Origin of the sequence: Halopelagius longus, from assembly GCF_900100875.1 — an archaeon.
GTDB classification, from domain to species: Archaea; Halobacteriota; Halobacteria; order Halobacteriales; family Haloferacaceae; genus Halopelagius; species Halopelagius longus.
Window position 1 is genome coordinate 594,330 of record NZ_FNKQ01000003.1, and the last position, 15,237, is coordinate 609,566.

20 protein-coding genes are annotated in these 15,237 nt (G+C 68.0%); 8 read left to right on the plus strand and 12 right to left on the minus strand.

Annotated elements, in window-relative coordinates; all coding sequences use genetic code 11:
• The first annotated feature begins 147 nt into the window (after window positions 1-147).
• Window positions 148-1,266: a DNA primase gene (locus BLS11_RS13790; protein WP_092538613.1), complete on the plus strand. Its 1,119-nt coding sequence runs from the start codon at window positions 148-150 to the stop codon at window positions 1,264-1,266.
• Here the strand turns inward: BLS11_RS13790 and BLS11_RS13795 are convergent, their stop codons facing one another.
• Window positions 1,267-1,461 (minus strand): DUF7472 family protein, encoded by a 195-nt coding sequence (locus tag BLS11_RS13795; RefSeq protein WP_092538331.1) that lies wholly within the window; start codon window positions 1,459-1,461, stop codon window positions 1,267-1,269. It abuts the gene before it with no gap.
• Window positions 1,462-1,600: 139 nt separating this feature from the next.
• On the opposite strand from BLS11_RS13795, the gene BLS11_RS13800 reads away from it, so the two are divergent.
• Complete coding sequence (locus BLS11_RS13800) at window positions 1,601-2,356, plus strand: SWIM zinc finger family protein (protein ID WP_245698912.1); 756 nt, start codon at window positions 1,601-1,603, stop codon at window positions 2,354-2,356.
• Window positions 2,357-2,360: 4 nt separating this feature from the next.
• Here BLS11_RS13800 and hjc read toward each other — a convergent pair whose 3' ends face one another.
• Window positions 2,361-2,810, minus strand: a complete 450-nt coding sequence (gene hjc, locus BLS11_RS13805) for a Holliday junction resolvase Hjc (RefSeq protein WP_092538332.1) — start codon at window positions 2,808-2,810, stop codon at window positions 2,361-2,363.
• A gap of 136 nt (window positions 2,811-2,946) precedes the next feature.
• On the opposite strand from hjc, the gene BLS11_RS13810 reads away from it, so the two are divergent.
• The gene (locus BLS11_RS13810; protein WP_092538333.1) at window positions 2,947-3,825 is read left to right on the plus strand and encodes a formate/nitrite transporter family protein; all 879 of its coding nucleotides are present in this window, start codon (window positions 2,947-2,949) and stop codon (window positions 3,823-3,825) included.
• 30 nt (window positions 3,826-3,855) lie between these two features.
• Here BLS11_RS13810 and BLS11_RS13815 read toward each other — a convergent pair whose 3' ends face one another.
• Window positions 3,856-4,554: an HAD family hydrolase gene (locus BLS11_RS13815; RefSeq protein ID WP_092538334.1), complete on the minus strand. Its 699-nt coding sequence runs from the start codon at window positions 4,552-4,554 to the stop codon at window positions 3,856-3,858.
• A 111-nt stretch (window positions 4,555-4,665) separates the two neighbouring features.
• Window positions 4,666-5,955, minus strand: coding sequence for an adenosylhomocysteinase (locus BLS11_RS13820; RefSeq protein WP_092538335.1), 1,290 nt, complete (start codon window positions 5,953-5,955; stop codon window positions 4,666-4,668).
• 270 nt (window positions 5,956-6,225) lie between these two features.
• On the opposite strand from BLS11_RS13820, the gene BLS11_RS13825 reads away from it, so the two are divergent.
• A complete protein-coding gene (locus BLS11_RS13825) occupies window positions 6,226-6,483 on the plus strand; it encodes a helix-turn-helix domain-containing protein (RefSeq protein ID WP_092538336.1) in 258 nt (85 codons plus the stop codon).
• A gap of 18 nt (window positions 6,484-6,501) precedes the next feature.
• Here the strand turns inward: BLS11_RS13825 and BLS11_RS13830 are convergent, their stop codons facing one another.
• Both BLS11_RS13830 and BLS11_RS13835 read right to left on the minus strand, forming a co-directional pair.
• Window positions 6,502-7,263: a superoxide dismutase gene (locus BLS11_RS13830; protein WP_092538337.1), complete on the minus strand. Its 762-nt coding sequence runs from the start codon at window positions 7,261-7,263 to the stop codon at window positions 6,502-6,504.
• Between the two features lie 113 nt (window positions 7,264-7,376).
• Window positions 7,377-8,681 (minus strand): amidohydrolase, encoded by a 1,305-nt coding sequence (locus tag BLS11_RS13835; protein ID WP_092538338.1) that lies wholly within the window; start codon window positions 8,679-8,681, stop codon window positions 7,377-7,379.
• A 153-nt stretch (window positions 8,682-8,834) separates the two neighbouring features.
• Here BLS11_RS13835 and BLS11_RS13840 point away from each other — a divergent pair, with 153 nt between their 5' ends.
• Window positions 8,835-9,170, plus strand: coding sequence for a DUF7471 family protein (locus tag BLS11_RS13840; RefSeq protein ID WP_092538339.1), 336 nt, complete (start codon window positions 8,835-8,837; stop codon window positions 9,168-9,170).
• Window positions 9,167-9,679, plus strand: coding sequence for a winged helix-turn-helix transcriptional regulator (locus BLS11_RS13845; RefSeq protein ID WP_092538340.1), 513 nt, complete (start codon window positions 9,167-9,169; stop codon window positions 9,677-9,679). The genes BLS11_RS13840 and BLS11_RS13845 overlap by 4 nt, the downstream gene beginning before the upstream one ends.
• Before the next feature lie 20 nt (window positions 9,680-9,699).
• Here BLS11_RS13845 and BLS11_RS13850 read toward each other — a convergent pair whose 3' ends face one another.
• Window positions 9,700-10,194, minus strand: a complete 495-nt coding sequence (locus BLS11_RS13850) for a metal-dependent hydrolase (protein WP_092538341.1) — start codon at window positions 10,192-10,194, stop codon at window positions 9,700-9,702.
• A gap of 95 nt (window positions 10,195-10,289) precedes the next feature.
• Here BLS11_RS13850 and hisG point away from each other — a divergent pair, with 95 nt between their 5' ends.
• Window positions 10,290-11,162 carry an ATP phosphoribosyltransferase gene (gene hisG / locus BLS11_RS13855; RefSeq protein ID WP_092538342.1) on the plus strand — a complete coding sequence of 291 codons (873 nt, stop codon included), beginning with the start codon at window positions 10,290-10,292 and terminating at the stop codon, window positions 11,160-11,162.
• 24 nt (window positions 11,163-11,186) lie between these two features.
• Here the strand turns inward: hisG and BLS11_RS13860 are convergent, their stop codons facing one another.
• The 4 genes from BLS11_RS13860 to BLS11_RS13875 all read right to left on the minus strand — a co-directional run bounded on the left by BLS11_RS13860 (window position 11,187) and on the right by BLS11_RS13875 (window position 13,699).
• A complete protein-coding gene (locus BLS11_RS13860; RefSeq protein WP_092538343.1) occupies window positions 11,187-12,200 on the minus strand; it encodes a CPBP family intramembrane glutamic endopeptidase in 1,014 nt (337 codons plus the stop codon).
• 60 nt (window positions 12,201-12,260) lie between these two features.
• Window positions 12,261-12,644, minus strand: coding sequence for a DUF7473 family protein (locus BLS11_RS13865; protein WP_092538614.1), 384 nt, complete (start codon window positions 12,642-12,644; stop codon window positions 12,261-12,263).
• A 75-nt stretch (window positions 12,645-12,719) separates the two neighbouring features.
• Window positions 12,720-13,283 (minus strand): TATA-box-binding protein, encoded by a 564-nt coding sequence (locus BLS11_RS13870; RefSeq protein ID WP_092538344.1) that lies wholly within the window; start codon window positions 13,281-13,283, stop codon window positions 12,720-12,722.
• Between the two features lie 62 nt (window positions 13,284-13,345).
• Window positions 13,346-13,699, minus strand: coding sequence for a DUF5658 family protein (locus tag BLS11_RS13875; RefSeq protein ID WP_092538345.1), 354 nt, complete (start codon window positions 13,697-13,699; stop codon window positions 13,346-13,348).
• A 136-nt stretch (window positions 13,700-13,835) separates the two neighbouring features.
• Here BLS11_RS13875 and BLS11_RS13880 point away from each other — a divergent pair, with 136 nt between their 5' ends.
• Window positions 13,836-14,825 carry a methyltransferase domain-containing protein gene (locus BLS11_RS13880; protein WP_092538346.1) on the plus strand — a complete coding sequence of 330 codons (990 nt, stop codon included), beginning with the start codon at window positions 13,836-13,838 and terminating at the stop codon, window positions 14,823-14,825.
• Here BLS11_RS13880 and BLS11_RS13885 read toward each other — a convergent pair.
• A complete protein-coding gene (locus BLS11_RS13885; RefSeq protein ID WP_092538347.1) occupies window positions 14,822-15,208 on the minus strand; it encodes a hypothetical protein in 387 nt (128 codons plus the stop codon). The genes BLS11_RS13880 and BLS11_RS13885 overlap by 4 nt on opposite strands.
• Between the last annotated feature and the right edge of the window lie 29 nt (window positions 15,209-15,237).

Genomic DNA, 15,237 nt, shown 5'->3' on the forward strand with positions numbered 1-15,237 from the left:
GGGACGACGGACGACGGTGGTCGTCTTAGGTGATGTGATGTTCTCCGCTCCGAGAGAAAATGTGACACTCTAACACGGCGGGCGTGACGCACGCCGCGACAATCGCCGTGTTTATTCGGAGTCACTCGCAAACCAGAGCCGATGCCGATGGACCCGCTCCACGCGCGCTACCCGTTCTTCGGCGGCGCACGTGACGCCGTACGGGAGGCGGACATCTCTCCCGCGGAACTCATCGCCGAAGACGCGCCCGCCGTAGAGCGCGGGCTGGAACGGGTCGAACGCGCCCTCATGGAGGGCACCGTCGAAGCCGAGGAGCCGAGCCGGTGGGACGAACGCGAGGAACTGCTCTCGTACCCCATCGCCCGCATCCTCGTCTCCCTCGTCGATACCCCGGCGGCGGTGGCGAAGTACGCCGCCGCGGAGGCCGCCACCGCCCGAGCGCGGTTTCTCAGAGACTTCGAAGCCGACGACGACGACCTACAGAGCACGCGGACGCGTCGCGCGTCCCTCGACGGCGTCCTCTCGGAGTTCGGACTCTCCGACGACGTGCGCCCCGAACGCGACGACGACGCGCCGCGGGGGCGCGACCCGACGCACTACTGGGTCGCCCTCGGGTCGTACCTGACGCTTCAGGACGCCGACTGGGGCGAACGGTGGCGACTCGTCAACCGCGAGGTGGCCGACGGCGAGGTTCGCGTGACGAGAGACGAACTGCACCGGACGCTGGAGGAGGCGGTCCGACGGCGCGTCGCGGAGGGACTCCCGTTCGAGGTGCGCGGCAGTCCCGCGGGCGAGGAGATAGCCGACGCCCTCGAAGAGGAGGTGTCGAAGCTCCGCGACCTGTTGAACGACCACGACGCCGCCGGGAGCGCCGCCGTCGAAACCGTCGTCCCCGCCCTGTTCCCGCCGTGCATGAAGACGCTCGTCCGGCGCGTCCGGGAGGGCGAAGCCGTCGCGCCGCACTCCGAGTTCTCGCTCGTCTCCTTCCTCGTCGCACTCGGGATGGACGAGACGGAGGTGACGACGCTTCTGAACGCCGACGACGAGGACGCAGAGCGGTTGGAGACGCGCGTGGCGTACCTCGCGGACGCCGACGGGTCGCAGTTCGCGCCGCCGACCTGCGCGACGCTGAAGGCGTACGGCGACTGCACGGACCCCGACGAGCGCTGCGAGACCATCTCGCATCCGCTCTCCTACTACGAGAGCGCGGTGCGAGATGCGGGTGACGTCCGCGACTGGCGCGAGACGGTCGCAGAAAGCGAGTAGTTACCCGTCCAGCCAGAGACCGAGAGCGCCCATCGCCACGATGAAAAGCGAGATGGCGCCGACGAGGGCGAGTCCGCCGGTGCCCGTCGCTCCGTCACCGAACGTGACGCCGAGACCGATGATAAGCGCGATGAAGAACCCGACCGCCACGACGGAGGCGACTATCTTGCGACGCATCTCCGCTTCGATTTCCATGCTCCGGCTTACCCCCGGCCGTTCTAAAAGGCCTTCGATGGACGTTTCGGACCGTTCGTCCACCTGAAACCAAGGTTTAGGTTCGTGCGGCACGTACGTATATTCGACGAGGGAACGGCCCTCAGACCCCCCTAAACCGATGACGCACACACGAAATACACCCGCGTCTAACACGCAGTCTCGTCCCCGCCGCCGGGCGGTCAGACAGAAGACGACGCTTCCGGCGTCGGGCTTCGTCGGTCGCGCCCGCCGCGCCCGCGAAGACCCGATGGCGGTCCGCCCCCTCCGCGACGGCCGATACGTCGTCGAGACGGAGGGCGGGACCTACGTGGTAGACTCGGACGCCGACACCTGCACCTGCCCCGACAGCGCCATCCGCGACGCACGCTGTAAGCACCTTCGACGGGTCCACATCGAGATAGCCGACGGTCTCGTCCCGGCGCCCGACCAACGCACGGCGGTCTGCGCCGTCTGCGGCAACCGGACGTACGTGCCGCGGTTCGACTCCGGCCCCGTCCTCTGTGACCGCCACGACCACGCCTCGGGCGACTTAGTGCGCGACCGGGAGACCAAGAACCTGCTCGTCGTCCTCCGGGCGACGGGCGACAGGGCCGACGAGGCCCGAACCGACTCGGACCGAACCGTCGCGGACTACGACACGAACGACGACTACGGGTCGCACGAACCCGTCTTCGAGGCCGTCTACGTCGAGTCGGTCCCCCTCGAGGAGGACATCGCGGAACTCAGAGCGAAGAAGCGGTACCTCTTCCCCGCATCGCGCCTCGTCCCGGTCGAACCGGGCTTCGCGACGGAGGAAGTGCGCCGAACGCTCGCCGGGTCGCACCTCGGCGGCGAGTCGCAGACGACGCAGGCGACGCTGAGACTGCGGACGTAAGTCCCTAGTCGTCCGAATCGTCCCCGTCTTCGGGAACGTCCGTCAACCGACTCTGCGACGGCCCGCCGACGAACGAGTCGAACGGTTCGCCTTCGGCGAGTGCGGTTTCCTTTTTCACCCGGTAGTTGCCGCCGTCGGTGACGTACAGGTCGCCGGGGTGGAAGAAGTACCACTCCTCCCGGTCGAACCTGACGGCGATGCGCGACTTCGCCCCGAAGTTCTGCGCGAAGTAGATGAGCGCTTCGACTTCCTCGCCCGTGAGGTAGATGGGGTTCCCGGAACTGGATTTCGCCTCGATGGCGTAGAAGACGTCGCCGTTCCCCGCGAGCACGTCCGGCAGTTCGCGTTCGGTCGCGCTTCCGGAGGCGGGCGCTCGCATCACCGCGAATCCGGCCTCGTCGAGTTTGTTGACGAGTTCCCGTTCGCGGCGGTCCCCTTTGCGGTTCGAAGACATTGGCGTTTCTCGGAGGTTCGCGCCCTTAAACTGGGCGAAACGTACGGGCGTCCTCGCGAACGATAATCTAACCTAACCTGTTTGTTCTCCGGCAAGAGAGATTTTCCGCGGCGCATCCGACGAACAGAGTGTCAGAATGAGCGACCCGAGAGAGGAGAGGGCCGAGGAGTTAGCGGAGGAGGCCGACGCCACCGAGGCGGTGAAGGAGGCGCAGGCCGAGGCGAAGAACCGGGGCGAGCAGACGCCCGAGCGGGCCATCCTCGAAGAGCAGATTACCAACGCGATGAACGAACTCCGTCGGCCGGCGAGCGGACTGTTCCTCTCGGCGTTCTCCGCCGGCCTCGACATCGGGTTCGGTCCCCTCCTCATGGCCGCCGTGTTCACGCTCGTGTCGGAGGCGTGGAGCGACCCCCTCACGAGCATCGTACTCGCGAACCTCTACAGCGTCGGGTTCATCTTCGTCGTCCTCGGTCGCTCGGAACTGTTCACCGAACACACGACGCTCGCCGTGCTGCCGGTGCTCGACGGCCGAGCGTCGATATCGGACCTCGGCCACCTCTGGGGCGTCGTCTACGTCGGAAACGTCGTCGGCGGCGTCATCTTCGCCAGCATCGCCGTCACCGTCGGCCCGGAGTTCGGCATCGCCGACACCGCGGCGTTCGTCGAACTCGCGCGGGGACTCACTCAGCACTCGCTGTGGGGGCTGATGACCGCCGCCGTCCTCGCGGGGTGGCTCATGGGACTCCTCTCGTGGCTGGTCGCCGCGGCGCAGGAGACGATTTCGCGCACGTTCTTCGTCTGGCTCATCGCCACCACCATCGGACTCGCGCACCTCCCCCACTGCATCGCCGGCAACGTCGAAGTGCTGATGGGTCTCCTCGCCGGGTCGGAAGTCGGATTCTTCGCGTACGGCCGGTTCCTCGCGGTATCGACGGTCGGAAACGCAGTCGGCGGGTCGGTGTTCGTCGCACTCCTGAAGTACGGACACGTCGTCCGGGGCGGGCCGGGCGTGTGAAGCGACTTCCCCCTCGGAAGCGACCGGCCGTCACTCGACCAGTTCGTGGAGGCTCTCGACGACGTAGGTGGGTTCGCCCGCGTCGAGGCCCTCGGGCGTCGAGAACGCGGCGTTCTCTCGCCCCTCCCGGCGGACGAACGCCGAGTCCGCGCCCGCGCGGGTCGCCGCCGCCACGTCCACGGGTTCGTCGCCGACGTACAGCGTTCGCTCGGGGGCGACGCCCACGTCGTCGCAGGCGGCACAGAGGTAGTGCGGGTCGGGCTTGGTCCGACTGAGTTCCTCCGGCGTGAAGGAGGGCGCGCGTACGGACTCGACGCCGAGGCGCGTCCGGAGGTCGAACCGGTCGACGACTTCCTCCACGACGCGGCGGAGGTTGTTGCTCACCAACGCGCTCGGTGCAGAGAGCTCGGAGAGTGCGTTCACGTCGTCGTACACCGAGCGGAGGCCGCGTTCGAGTTCGCGCTTCTGTGCGCGGTACGCCTCCCGCGCCGCCTGCGTGCAGAAGTCGCTTCGGTCCACGCCCGCGGCGCGACAGAGGTCGGTGATGCGTTCGACGTCGCCGGTGACGAGTGCGCGGACGCCGTCCCGGGAGGGCGATTCGAGGCCGAACCGAGAGAAGGTTCGTGCGGCCGCCTCTCGAAGGGCGTCCCGACTCGGGACTTCCACGAGGACGCCGTCGACGTCGAAGACGTAGGCGTCGTACGAGGGGACGGTCGCCGAGTGGGTCATAGAGTGCCGTCGTCCCGAAGCACGTATGAATCTATCCGATTGCGGCGAGCGTCGCAGGCGACGAAAAGAACGTTCAGTGAGCGAAACCGGAGCGACGGGTCGCTCGGAGCCTTACGTCCCGTGACTCCAACTGTTCATGTACTCTTCCTGCGTTTCGGTGAGCGTGTCGATGTCGACGCCCTCGGCGTCGAGTTTTATCTCGGCGACTTCCACGTCGAGTTCGTCCGGCACGTCGTGGACGCCGGCGTCGTACTCGTCGCCGTTCTCGACGAGTTCGCGGACGCAGACGGCTTGGACGCCGAAGGACTGGTCCATCACCTCGACCGGGTGGCCGAGGGCGATGGGAGAGGCGAGGTTGACGAGGCGGCCCTCCGCGAGGACGTTGATGCGGCGGCCGTCCTCCATCTCGTAGGCGTCGACGCCGTCTCTGGCCTCGTACTCGTCCACCGCGAGGTCCGAGAGGGCGTCTAAGTCGATCTCGATGTCGAAGTGCCCGGCGTTCGCGAGGACGGCCCCGTCCTGCATCTTCTCGAAGTCCTCGCGGGTGATGACGTCGCGGTTGCCCGTCGTCGTGAGGAACACGTCGCCCACCTCCGCCGCCTCGTTCATCGGCATCACGTCGTACCCCTCCATGTGCGCTTCGAGGGCGCGGCGGGGTTCGACTTCCGTGACGATGACGTTGGCGTTCTGCCCGGCGGCCTTCTTGGCGACGCCCTTGCCGCAGTAGCCGTAGCCCGCGACGACGACGTTCTTCGACGCCCACGAGAGGTTCGTCGTCATGGCGATGTTGGCGAGGGAGGACTCGCCGGTGCCGTGGACGTTGTCGAACAGGCGCTTCATCGGCGTGTCGTTGACGGCGAAGACGGGGTAGTTCAGTTCGCCGTCCTCGTCCATCGCGCGGAGTCGGTGGACGCCCGTCGTCGTCTCCTCCGCGCCGCCGAGGATGGTGTCGATGAGTTCGGGGTACTCCTCGTGGACGAGGTAGACGAGGTCCATCCCGTCGTCGACGGTGACGGTCGGTTCGTGCGAGACGACGGCGTGCATCGCCTCGTAGTACTCGTCTTCGTCCACGCCGCGCTTGGCGTAGGAGGTGATGCTGTCGTTGGCGTCGAGGGCGGCGCTCACGTCGTCGTGCGTCGAGAGCGGGTTACAGCCGGTGATGGCCACTTCCGCGCCGCCGAGAGCCAGCAGTTCGACGAGGTTCGCCGTCTTCGCCTCGACGTGCATCGCCATGCCGATAACCTGCCCGTCGAACGGTTTCGACTCGGCGAACTGTTCGCGGAGTTCCTGCAGGATGGGCATGTGCTGAAGCGCCCAGTCCATCTTCCGTCGGCCCTCCTCGCGGGCTTCCTCGACGTCGTCGAGGTGGCCGCTTATCGGAGCGTAGGTGGAGTCACTCATGCGCCTCGATTCGGGCAGGGCCGGGAAAATCCTACCGAAGGCGGAGACGAGAACGGTGTGAGTCGGTGTCACGCGGCGGAAGACGCCGGGGGAGACGGCACCGACCGCGACGTTCCTCCGTACGGATAGATTCAAATCCCACCTTCGCGCAGGTACACGGAAGCGATGCTGGTCACCCGCGCCGAAACGGATATCGACGTTGACGAACGGAGTTCGTCAGGCCACCAGACGTAGTCTGGTGACGTCTCCGACGCCGACCTCCTCACGCTCATGGGGTCGGAGGCCGCGAACGCGATACTCCGCACCGTCGCGGAACCGATGACGGTCAAGGAGATTCACCAGTTCGCGGAGGTGCCCCTCTCGACGGCGTACCGCGAGGTGAACCGCCTCGCGGAGGCGAACCTCCTCGAAGAACGACTTCAACTCGACCCGATAGAGGGGCGACACGTCAACCGGTACGTCCGCACGTTCGACACGATAGAGATACGAATGACCGACGAGGGCATCGTCGTCCAACTGCTCTCCTAAATCCGCGTCCGCCGCGCCTCAGTCGTCGTCGAGGAGGTTCGCGTCGCGGGCCGACTCGTATCGCTTCTCGACGTTCGCCCAGTCGACGACGTTCCAGAACGCGTCGACGTACTCGCTGCGGTTGTTCTCGTACTGGAGGTAGTAGGCGTGCTCCCAGACGTCGAGGACGAGAAGCGGCGTTCCGCCCTGCACGACGAGTTCGTCGTGGTTCTCCACCTGCGTGACGAGCAGCGAATCCGAGCGGTGGTCGTAGAGGAGCGTTCCCCAGCCGGACCCCTCGACGTTCGAGGCGGACGCGGAGAACTCCTTGCACATCGCCGCGAACGACCCGAAATCCGTCTCGATGCGGTCGGCGAGGGCACCGCTCGGTGTCCCGCCGCCGTCGGGCGACATGTTCTCCCAGAAAATCGTGTGGAGGATGTGCCCCGAGAGGTTGAACGACAGGTCGCGCTTGACGTGTCTCACGCCGTCGAACTCGTCGGCCTCGCGCATCTCCGCCAGCGTCTGTAGGGCCTCGTTCGCCCCGTCTACGTACCCCTGATGGTGGGTGTCGTGGTGCAGCGTCATCGTTCGCTCGTCGATGTGCGGTTCCAAGGCGTCGTAGTCGTACGGAAGCGGCGGGAGTCGATACGCCGGGCCGTCTCCGTCGTCGTCTCCGGTCGCCGCGGCGACGTCCGTGCCGAGGAGTGTCGCGCCCGCGGCGACGCCGACGCCTCGAAGGACCGTCCGTCGTTCGAGTTCGGGAAGCGACTCGGACCGAAGGTGGGAACCATCTGTCATCGTTCTTCGGTCCCTCGTTCAGCCGAGCGATTGATTAATCTAATTGACATTTCTGGGACTGTCGCTCCGCCGGACAGATACTGTCAACTAGTTGTCTCAACGGGGTCGGTCGGTTACTCCGCTCGCTCGACGAGGGACGCGGCGCGTTCGCGCGCCTCCGCGACGACGCTCTCTTCGTCCAGCGTCAGAATCTCGCGGTCCCGCATGAGGACGCGCCCGTCGCAGACCGTGTGGCGAACGTCCGACCCGCGGACGGCGTAGGCGAGGTGGCTCACGTCGTCGTGTCTCGGCGCGAGGTGCGGCGCGTCGAACTCGACGACGGCGAGGTCCGCGAGTGCGCCCGGTTCGATGCGACCGGCGTCGATACCGATGGCCTCTGCGCTTCCGGCGGTGGCCGCCTTCACGGCCGCGGCGGCGGGGACGGCGGCGGCGTCGTCCGCGCCGAGTTTCCCTAGCATGGCGGCGTCGCGCAGTTCGTCGAACATGTCGAGGTCGTTGTTCGACGCCGCGCCGTCGGTACCGATGCCGACGGTGACGCCCGCGTCGAGCATCTGCTGGACCGGCGCGATGCCGGAGGCGAGTTTCATGTTCGACGCCGGACAGTGGACGACGGCCGCCCCGCGCTCTGCGAGGAGTGCTATCTCCTCGTCGTCGGTGTGGACCCCGTGCGCGAGGAAGTCCGACTCCGCGAGCATCCCGACGTCGTCGGCGTACGAGAGGGGGCGTTCGCCGCGTTCCGCGACTATCGGCTCCACCTCGGCGGTCGTCTCGTTGGCGTGGAAGTGGACCGGGATGTCCTCCTCGCGCGCCGTCTCGACGCCCTCGCGGAGGAGTTCCTCGCCGACGGTGGTCAGAGAGTGGGGCATGAACGCCGTCGAGACGCGCCCCTCGGCCGCGCCGTCGAACTCGCGGGCGACGCGGAGGCTCTCCTCGACGTCGGCGGCGGCGTCCTCGTCGTCCTTGGCGACGGTGACGACGCCGTGGCCGACGCGGGCGCGGACGCCCGCCTCCTCGACTGCGGCGACGACCTCGTCCACGTCGAAGTACATGTCCGCGAAGGCCGTCGTCCCCGAGCGAATCATCTCGACGATGCCGAGTTTCGCCCCGGCGCGCACGTCACCCGGTTCGAGGGCGGCCTCCGCCGGCCAGATGTCCTCCCGAAGCCACGGGTCGAGCGGTTTGTCGTCGGCGTACCCGCGGAGGAGCGTCATCGCGACGTGGGTGTGAGCGTTGACGAGTCCCGGCATCACCAGACAGCCCTCGGCGTCGAGGGTTTCGTCCACCTCGTACTCCTCGGCGACGTCCGGGCCGACGGCCTCGATGCGGCCGGTGCCTCGGTCCGCCACCACGTCCGCCCGTTCGACGGTCAGGTCGGGACGGAGCGTCCGCCCGCCCGCGACTAACAGCAGATTCGTCATACTCGACCGTTTCCGCTGGCGGGCGTATCACTCCATCGGACGCACTCGACGGAGAGAAATCGCCGAGTACGACGGTTCGAGACGTCGACTAGTGCGTTTCCCGAACATCGAGAATCGGCGGGCTTCTTAGGGTGGGGGACGAACGACTCACCAATGTTGTCGCCAGCACACGCGGGTGCCCACGGAGGGTACGACGGACCGCTCACGGCGGTGTTGCTGCTCGCGGGAGTCGGGTCGCTCGTCGTCGCCGGCCTCGCACTGGGCGCACTCGCCCGGAGACGGTCGCGTTCGTTCCTGCTCGTGGCGCTCGCGCTGGTGACGCTCGCGGCGCGGACGGCCGTCGCCGGAGCGACGATGGCGGGGATGGTGGAGACGTCGGCGCACCACCTGCTGGAACACGGCCTCGACGTCGTCATGGCCGGCCTCGTCATCGCGGCCGTCTACTACGCGCGACGGACCGAACGCGCCGCCGGAGGAAACCAGAGATGACCGAGACACGCACACAGATAACGGACTACATCGGGTCGCACCCGGGCGTTCACTTCAACGAACTCGTCCGTTCGTTGGACCTCGCGCCGGGGCAGGCACAGCACCACATCCGCCGCCTCGTCGGCGACGGTTCCGTCAACCGCGCGGAGTACTACGGGAGAACCCACTACTACCCGCCGGAGTTCGACGAGTGGGAGCGCGCGACGCTCGCGCTGTTCCGCCGGGAGACGGCGCGCGACGTTCTCGGCGTCCTCCTGCGGGAGGAGGCCGCCAAACCGGACGACGTGGCCGAGGAACTGGACATCGCCCGCAGCACCTTGGAGTGGCACCTCGACCACCTCGTCGAGCAGGACATCGTCCGCAAGGAACGGGACATCCGCAACCGCGTGACGCTGGTCCTCGAACACCCCGACGAGACGGCGGAACTCCTCGCCCGCGTGTCGCCGTCGCTCCCGGGACGGTTCGTGGACCGCTTCGCCCGCCTCGTCGATTCGCTCTTGGAGGGATAGCCCGCGCCGGCGGGCGTCGTTCAGTCGAACCGGTCGAGGAACCCCGCCGCCGCAGTCGAGCGGGGCGGTCCGGAGCCGTCTCCCACCCGCAGGTACCGCGCCCCGGCGAGCATCACGGTCACCGAGAAGACGGCCGTGAGGCTGTTCAGAATCAGCCAGTTCGTCGAGAAGCCGTGCCGGACGGTGACGAACGGCGCGAGGAGGAAGACGCCGCCGGTGACGTAGTCCAAGAGGATGTGCGAGAGGAACCCCACCGCCGCGGCGCGCCACGGTCCGAAGTACGAGAGGACGAGAACCACCGCGACGCCGGTGAACACCGAGTGGGTCACCCCCCGATGCGCCCACGTGGACCCGGCGACGTAGCCCCAATCGACGAGGGAGGGGAAGACGTACGAGTCGATGTCGGGGAACGCGGCGGCGAGTGCCGCGACGAGGTACGGTTCCGGTCGTTCCGCACGGAAGCAGAGGAACGCTAACGCCAGACCGACGAGAACGTGGACACCGTGGGCGACCATACCGCGGTAAGAAGGTGCGCGGAGGATTAAACGGTGCGCCAGAAGCCACTTCCGGCGAGCGAAAGGCACACGTCGGCGGGCGCTGACTCCGAGGTATGCGCATCGCCGTGCCCAACAAGGGCCGCCTGCACGACCCGAGCGTCGAACTCCTCGAACGCGCCGGACTCCACATCGAGGACGGGACCGACCGGAAGTTGTACGCGAACACGGTGGACCCCGACGTGACGGTCCTGTTCGCCCGCGCCGCCGACATCCCCGAGTACGTCCGCGACGGCGCCGCGGAGGTCGGAATCACCGGACTCGACCAAGTGCGGGAGTCGGGCCACGACCTGACGGAACTGGTCGATCTGGAGTTCGGCACCTGCCGCCTCGTCCTCGCGGCCCCCGAGGACGGCGACATCGAGACGGTCGAAGACGTGGACGGGAAGACGGTGGCCACGGAGTTCCCCCACATCGCGCGGGAGTACTTCGCCGAGAAGGGCGTCGACGCCGACGTGGTGGAGGTGTCGGGCGCGACGGAACTGACGCCGCACGTCGAGATGGCCGACGCCATCATCGACATCACCTCGACGGGGACGACGCTCCGGGTGAACCGCCTCGCGATAGTGGACGAAGTGCTCGAATCGTCGGTTCGCCTGTTCGCCCGTCCGGACGTGGTCGAGGACCCGAAGGTCGAGCAGTTGGCGACGGCGTTCGAGTCCGTCCGCGCCGCAGAGGACAAGCGCTACCTGATGATGAACGCGCCGCGGGAGAGACTCGACGACGTGCGCGAGGTCATCCCGGGTCTCGGCGGGCCGACGGTGATGGACATCGCCGGGAGCGACGACGCCGACGACGGAACCGCGTCCGGCGACGTGGCCGTCCACGTGGTCGTGGACGAACGCGACGTGTTCGAGGTGGTCAACGACCTGAAGGACGTGGGCGCCTCGGGCATCCTCGTCACCGAGATAGAGCGGTTGGTCGAGTGAGCGACGGGCCGCGCGAGGGCCGAGTCACCGACGTTCGTCGGTCGTCGGCGCGGTTCGTCGCCGCCCGTCGCCGGTCGTCCCCTCTCTCCCCTCCTCGCGCCACCTGAGGTCGGGTCTCAGCAGGCCGGGCGCGACGCGGGCCGACCCGTACCGGGCGCGGACGTAGGCGACGACGAGAGCCGTGCCGAGGAGCACCGCACCGACACCGAGAGCGCCCGCCTCCGGGCCGAACGCGCCGCCGGTGACGGCGTCCGGGCCGGTCTCTCGGGTCGCGACGACGCTCGTCTGGATGCCGAGACCGCTGACGGAGAAGCCGTAGACGCCGCCCTGAAACAGGTTCCACGTGATGTGGAGGCCGACGGGTATGGCGAGTTCGTCGGTGAGGACGTACCCCGCCGCGAGGAACACGCCCGCCAAGGAGATACCGAGCGTGCTGACGAGCGTCGCGTTCGGGTTGGTGAGGTGGGCGAAGCCAAACGCGAGCGAGGAGACAACGACGGCGACGGCGACGGCCGCGCGGTTCGAGACGTAGCCCGCGAGTCCCTCGGCCACGTTCGTCAGGAGGTACCCGCGAGCGACCAGTTCCTCGGCGAACCCGACGACGACGAACTGGAGCGCGAGAACCGCCATCCCGGCGGCGAACCCGCCGGTCCGCGGCCCGCTAACGAACGTGCCGGTGACGCGAACCCACCCCGCGAGGAGGGCGAGAAGGAAGATGGCGGTCATGAGGGCGGCCCCCAGAAGGAGGCCGAAGCCGAGGTCTATCCACCAGTCGCGGTCGAACCCGAGTCCGGCGTCCGCGAACGTCCGCCTGTCGAGGAGGGCCGCCGCCGCGAGGACGGCGACGCCCGGGGCGGCCGACCCGCCGACGGCGAGGACGACGAGGACGGGGAGCGAATCGTTCAGAGGGGTGAACGCGTTCACCGCGAGACTGAAACCGAAGAGGGCGACGAAGACGAGAACGACGGCGACGAGGAGGCGAATCGGGGAGCGAAGCCGCCGTTCGTCGGCGTTCCAGACGAGGGCGCGGGCGCGCATGCGGTGAGATGCACCGCGGGACGGTTTGAAGCCTGCGGAATGTCAGCGTCCCAACTCGTCTTACGAGGGGGCGGTAGAGAGCAGCATCAACCCGGCGAACAGTACCGCGCCGAGGATGACCGAGACGACGAAGTGGACGAACGTGACGTAGGCCGTGAGTCCGTTCGACCGCCCGTAGAGGGCTTTCACCGTCGCTGCATCGAGGAGGAGGGCGAGGGCCACGCCGGCCAGAGACGGGAGGCCGTACGTCGTGAACACCACCGCGACGGCGGCGGGGACCGACCCGACGACGAGCGATTTCCGCGCGGACACCTCGCCGAGAACGTTCCGCGCCGCGAGGAACGCGGTGACGGAGAGGAACAGCGCGAACGACGCGAACGTTCCGGCGACGGCGACTGCACTGCCGACTGACCCCGACTGCAGGACCGCGACGCCGTTGGACATGTACGCGGCGACGAACGCCGAGAACTTATGTACGTCCACTTCGGCGCGACGCGACCCGGGGACCGGCGGCGCGGGCTATCCCTCTAAGAGACCGAGTTCGCTCAGTCGAGAGACGATTTCGTCCACCGCCTCCTTCGCGTCCGAGGGGTGTTTACCGCCCGTGATGACGAGTTTTCCCGACCCGAAGAGGAGTGCCACGACGCTCGGTTCGTCGAGTCGATAGACGAGACCCGGGAACTGCTCGGGTTCGTACTCGATGTTCTCCAACCCCAGACCGATGGCGATGGCGTTGAGGTTCAAGTTCCGCCCCAAATCGGCCGACGTGACGATGTTCTGGACGGTGATGTCCGGCTCCTCGTCCACCGGAATCTGCAGGTCGCGGAGCTTGTCGAAGACGATGTGAAGACTCTCGTGAACGTCGTCCGTGGACTTCGCGCCCGTACAGACGATTTTCCCCGACCGAAAGATGAGCGCCGCGGACTTCGGGTTCTGCGTTCGGTAGACCAGACCGGGGAACTGCTCCGGGTCGTAGTCCGCGCCTTCGAGGTCCATCGCCACGCTCTGAAGGTCCAATTCCTGACCGATTCCGGTCGAGGCTACGACGTTCTCGATGTTGATCGTGTCCTTGGGGTCGGTCATGTGACAACTTAAACGACGTATTTAACCTTTAAAAAGGTTGGTGCGGAACCTGACAGATATCGTCACCGCTGAAGCACGCGGATGTTCTGGAGCGTCACCACCACGCCGACGAGAGCGACGGCCCCGGGAATCGCCGGGCGAACCGGCGACGATCCGACGAAGAGATAGCCCGCGAGGAAGCAGCCGAACGCGGCGGCCTTCAGCAGGGCGAAAGAGACGAGCGGCGAGAGCGGCGCGGCGAAGACGCGTCTGACGATCGGGTTTCGCTCCTCGGCGTCGGGGCGCGACGCCGCCGCCACGGTGGTCACGTAGTCGCCGACGCCGTAGAACACGACTGCGAGGGCCCACAGCACGGCTTCGAGCGGAGACGGCGCGGGGGCGGGGGAGAGCGAGACGACGTCGAGGGGAACACCCATCGTCGAAGTAGACACCTTCGAACGCCTTCCCTTTTCGCCCGCCTCCCGGAACGCGTCGCCCCTCTCGCGCGCCCTGCGTCGGCGCGCCGCCCCGCCGCATCGACACCCTCATGGCCGCCGCCGGACACGTCCGACCGTGTACTGCCTCGAACTCGCAGGCGAACCCGACGACGAGGCGTTCGCCGCGCTCGAAGCCCGACGCGCCGCCGCGGACGCCGTCTCCGTCGTCGCGCCGGGCGTCGCCACGGCCCGCGGCGTCCGAACCGAACGCGTTCGCCACCTCGCGTACACCCACCGCGTCAGCGAACTCGTCGGTCGGACGGACGCGAGCGTCGAGAGCGCCGTCGCCCTGCTGGAGGCGGCGTCGATAGCGCGAGAGGGGTCGGTGGCCGTTCGAGGCCGAAACGTCCGGGCGACGGCCGACGCGAGTACCAGCGAGGCCGAACGCGAACTCGGCGGCGTCCTCGTGGACCGGGGGTTCTCCGTGGACTTGGAGGACCCCGACCACGAACTCCGCGCGGTGTTTGCCGGCGAGGCGTGTTACCTCGGGTGGGAAGTGGCCCAGAGCGTCCGCGACTTCGGCGAGAGGCGGCCCACCGACCGGCCGTTCTTCCAACCGGGGAGCATGGCCCCCCTCGACGCCCGCGCGTACGTCAACGTCGCCGCCGGGCGGTCACTCCCGGACGCGACGGTTCTCGACCCGATGTGCGGCACCGGAGGCATCCTCGTGGAGGCGGCCCTCGTCGGCGCGCGCGCCCTCGGAAGCGACGCCCAGTGGAAGATGGCCCGCGGCGCACAGGAGAACCTCTCCGCACTCGCCCCGCGGGACGACTGGGAGGTGGTCCGCGGCGACGCGACGGACCTGCCGTTCCGCGACGACGCGGCGGACGCTATCGTCTTCGACGCCCCCTACGGTCGACAGTCGAAAATCGCGCGGCACGAACTCTCTGACCTCGTGGGCGGCGCGCTCTCGGAGGCGGCGCGGGTCGCCCCCTCGGCGGTTCTCGTCGCCGACCGGTCGTGGGAGGACGCCGCCGAGGACGCCGGGTGGCGCGTCGAAGAGCGGTTCGTGCGGCGGGTCCACCGCTCTCTGGACCGCCACGTTCACGTCCTCGAACGGGTTTAGCGCGGTTTTGCCCGCTCTCGGCGTCTGTACAGGTAGTACGCCAGCGACGGCACCGAGACGAGGAACAAGGGAGTGAACTCGACGGCGGCGAAGTGGACGACGCCCGCGAGTCCCCACGCCCACGTCGGCGTCCACTCTCCGGCCCTGCGAAGGGCCCGCACGTCGAGGAGGAGAGACGCGAGGACGACGACGGCGACGAGGACGCTCACCCCCTGCGCGAGGGCGACGAGAGCGAACGAGGCGAGGCCGAGGGCGACGTTCGGGTCACCGGCGGCGGTAGAGACGGCGACGAATCGGCGGGCGGCGACTTCGGCCAGGAACGCGGTGCAGACGACGACGGGGAACGGGGCGACGCCGTACCACCATCTGGAGGGACCGGGCACGGGTCGAGAGTCGCCCGAGGGAAAGATAA

Excerpts from the sequence above, each read along its gene's own strand:
- hisG (WP_092538342.1), top strand. The coding sequence starts at position 10,290 with ATGCGCATCGCCGTGCCCAACAAGGGCCGCCTGCACGACCCGAGCGTC.
- BLS11_RS13815 (WP_092538334.1), bottom strand. The coding sequence starts at position 4,554 with ATGACCCACTCGGCGACCGTCCCCTCGTACGACGCCTACGTCTTCGAC.
- BLS11_RS13820 (WP_092538335.1), bottom strand. The coding sequence starts at position 5,955 with ATGAGTGACTCCACCTACGCTCCGATAAGCGGCCACCTCGACGACGTC.
- BLS11_RS13835 (WP_092538338.1), bottom strand. The coding sequence starts at position 8,681 with ATGACGAATCTGCTGTTAGTCGCGGGCGGGCGGACGCTCCGTCCCGAC.
- BLS11_RS13845 (WP_092538340.1), top strand. The coding sequence starts at position 9,167 with ATGACCGAGACACGCACACAGATAACGGACTACATCGGGTCGCACCCG.
- BLS11_RS13875 (WP_092538345.1), bottom strand. The coding sequence starts at position 13,699 with ATGGGTGTTCCCCTCGACGTCGTCTCGCTCTCCCCCGCCCCCGCGCCG.
- BLS11_RS13825 (WP_092538336.1), top strand. The coding sequence starts at position 6,226 with ATGGGGTCGGAGGCCGCGAACGCGATACTCCGCACCGTCGCGGAACCG.
- BLS11_RS13810 (WP_092538333.1), top strand. The coding sequence starts at position 2,947 with ATGAGCGACCCGAGAGAGGAGAGGGCCGAGGAGTTAGCGGAGGAGGCC.
- BLS11_RS13860 (WP_092538343.1), bottom strand. The coding sequence starts at position 12,200 with ATGCGCGCCCGCGCCCTCGTCTGGAACGCCGACGAACGGCGGCTTCGC.
- BLS11_RS13830 (WP_092538337.1), bottom strand. The coding sequence starts at position 7,263 with ATGACAGATGGTTCCCACCTTCGGTCCGAGTCGCTTCCCGAACTCGAA.
- hjc (WP_092538332.1), bottom strand. The coding sequence starts at position 2,810 with ATGTCTTCGAACCGCAAAGGGGACCGCCGCGAACGGGAACTCGTCAAC.
- BLS11_RS13870 (WP_092538344.1), bottom strand. The coding sequence starts at position 13,283 with ATGACCGACCCCAAGGACACGATCAACATCGAGAACGTCGTAGCCTCG.
- BLS11_RS13840 (WP_092538339.1), top strand. The coding sequence starts at position 8,835 with ATGTTGTCGCCAGCACACGCGGGTGCCCACGGAGGGTACGACGGACCG.
- BLS11_RS13790 (WP_092538613.1), top strand. The coding sequence starts at position 148 with ATGGACCCGCTCCACGCGCGCTACCCGTTCTTCGGCGGCGCACGTGAC.
- BLS11_RS13865 (WP_092538614.1), bottom strand. The coding sequence starts at position 12,644 with ATGTCCAACGGCGTCGCGGTCCTGCAGTCGGGGTCAGTCGGCAGTGCA.
- BLS11_RS13795 (WP_092538331.1), bottom strand. The coding sequence starts at position 1,461 with ATGGAAATCGAAGCGGAGATGCGTCGCAAGATAGTCGCCTCCGTCGTG.
- BLS11_RS13850 (WP_092538341.1), bottom strand. The coding sequence starts at position 10,194 with ATGGTCGCCCACGGTGTCCACGTTCTCGTCGGTCTGGCGTTAGCGTTC.
- BLS11_RS13800 (WP_245698912.1), top strand. The coding sequence starts at position 1,601 with ATGACGCACACACGAAATACACCCGCGTCTAACACGCAGTCTCGTCCC.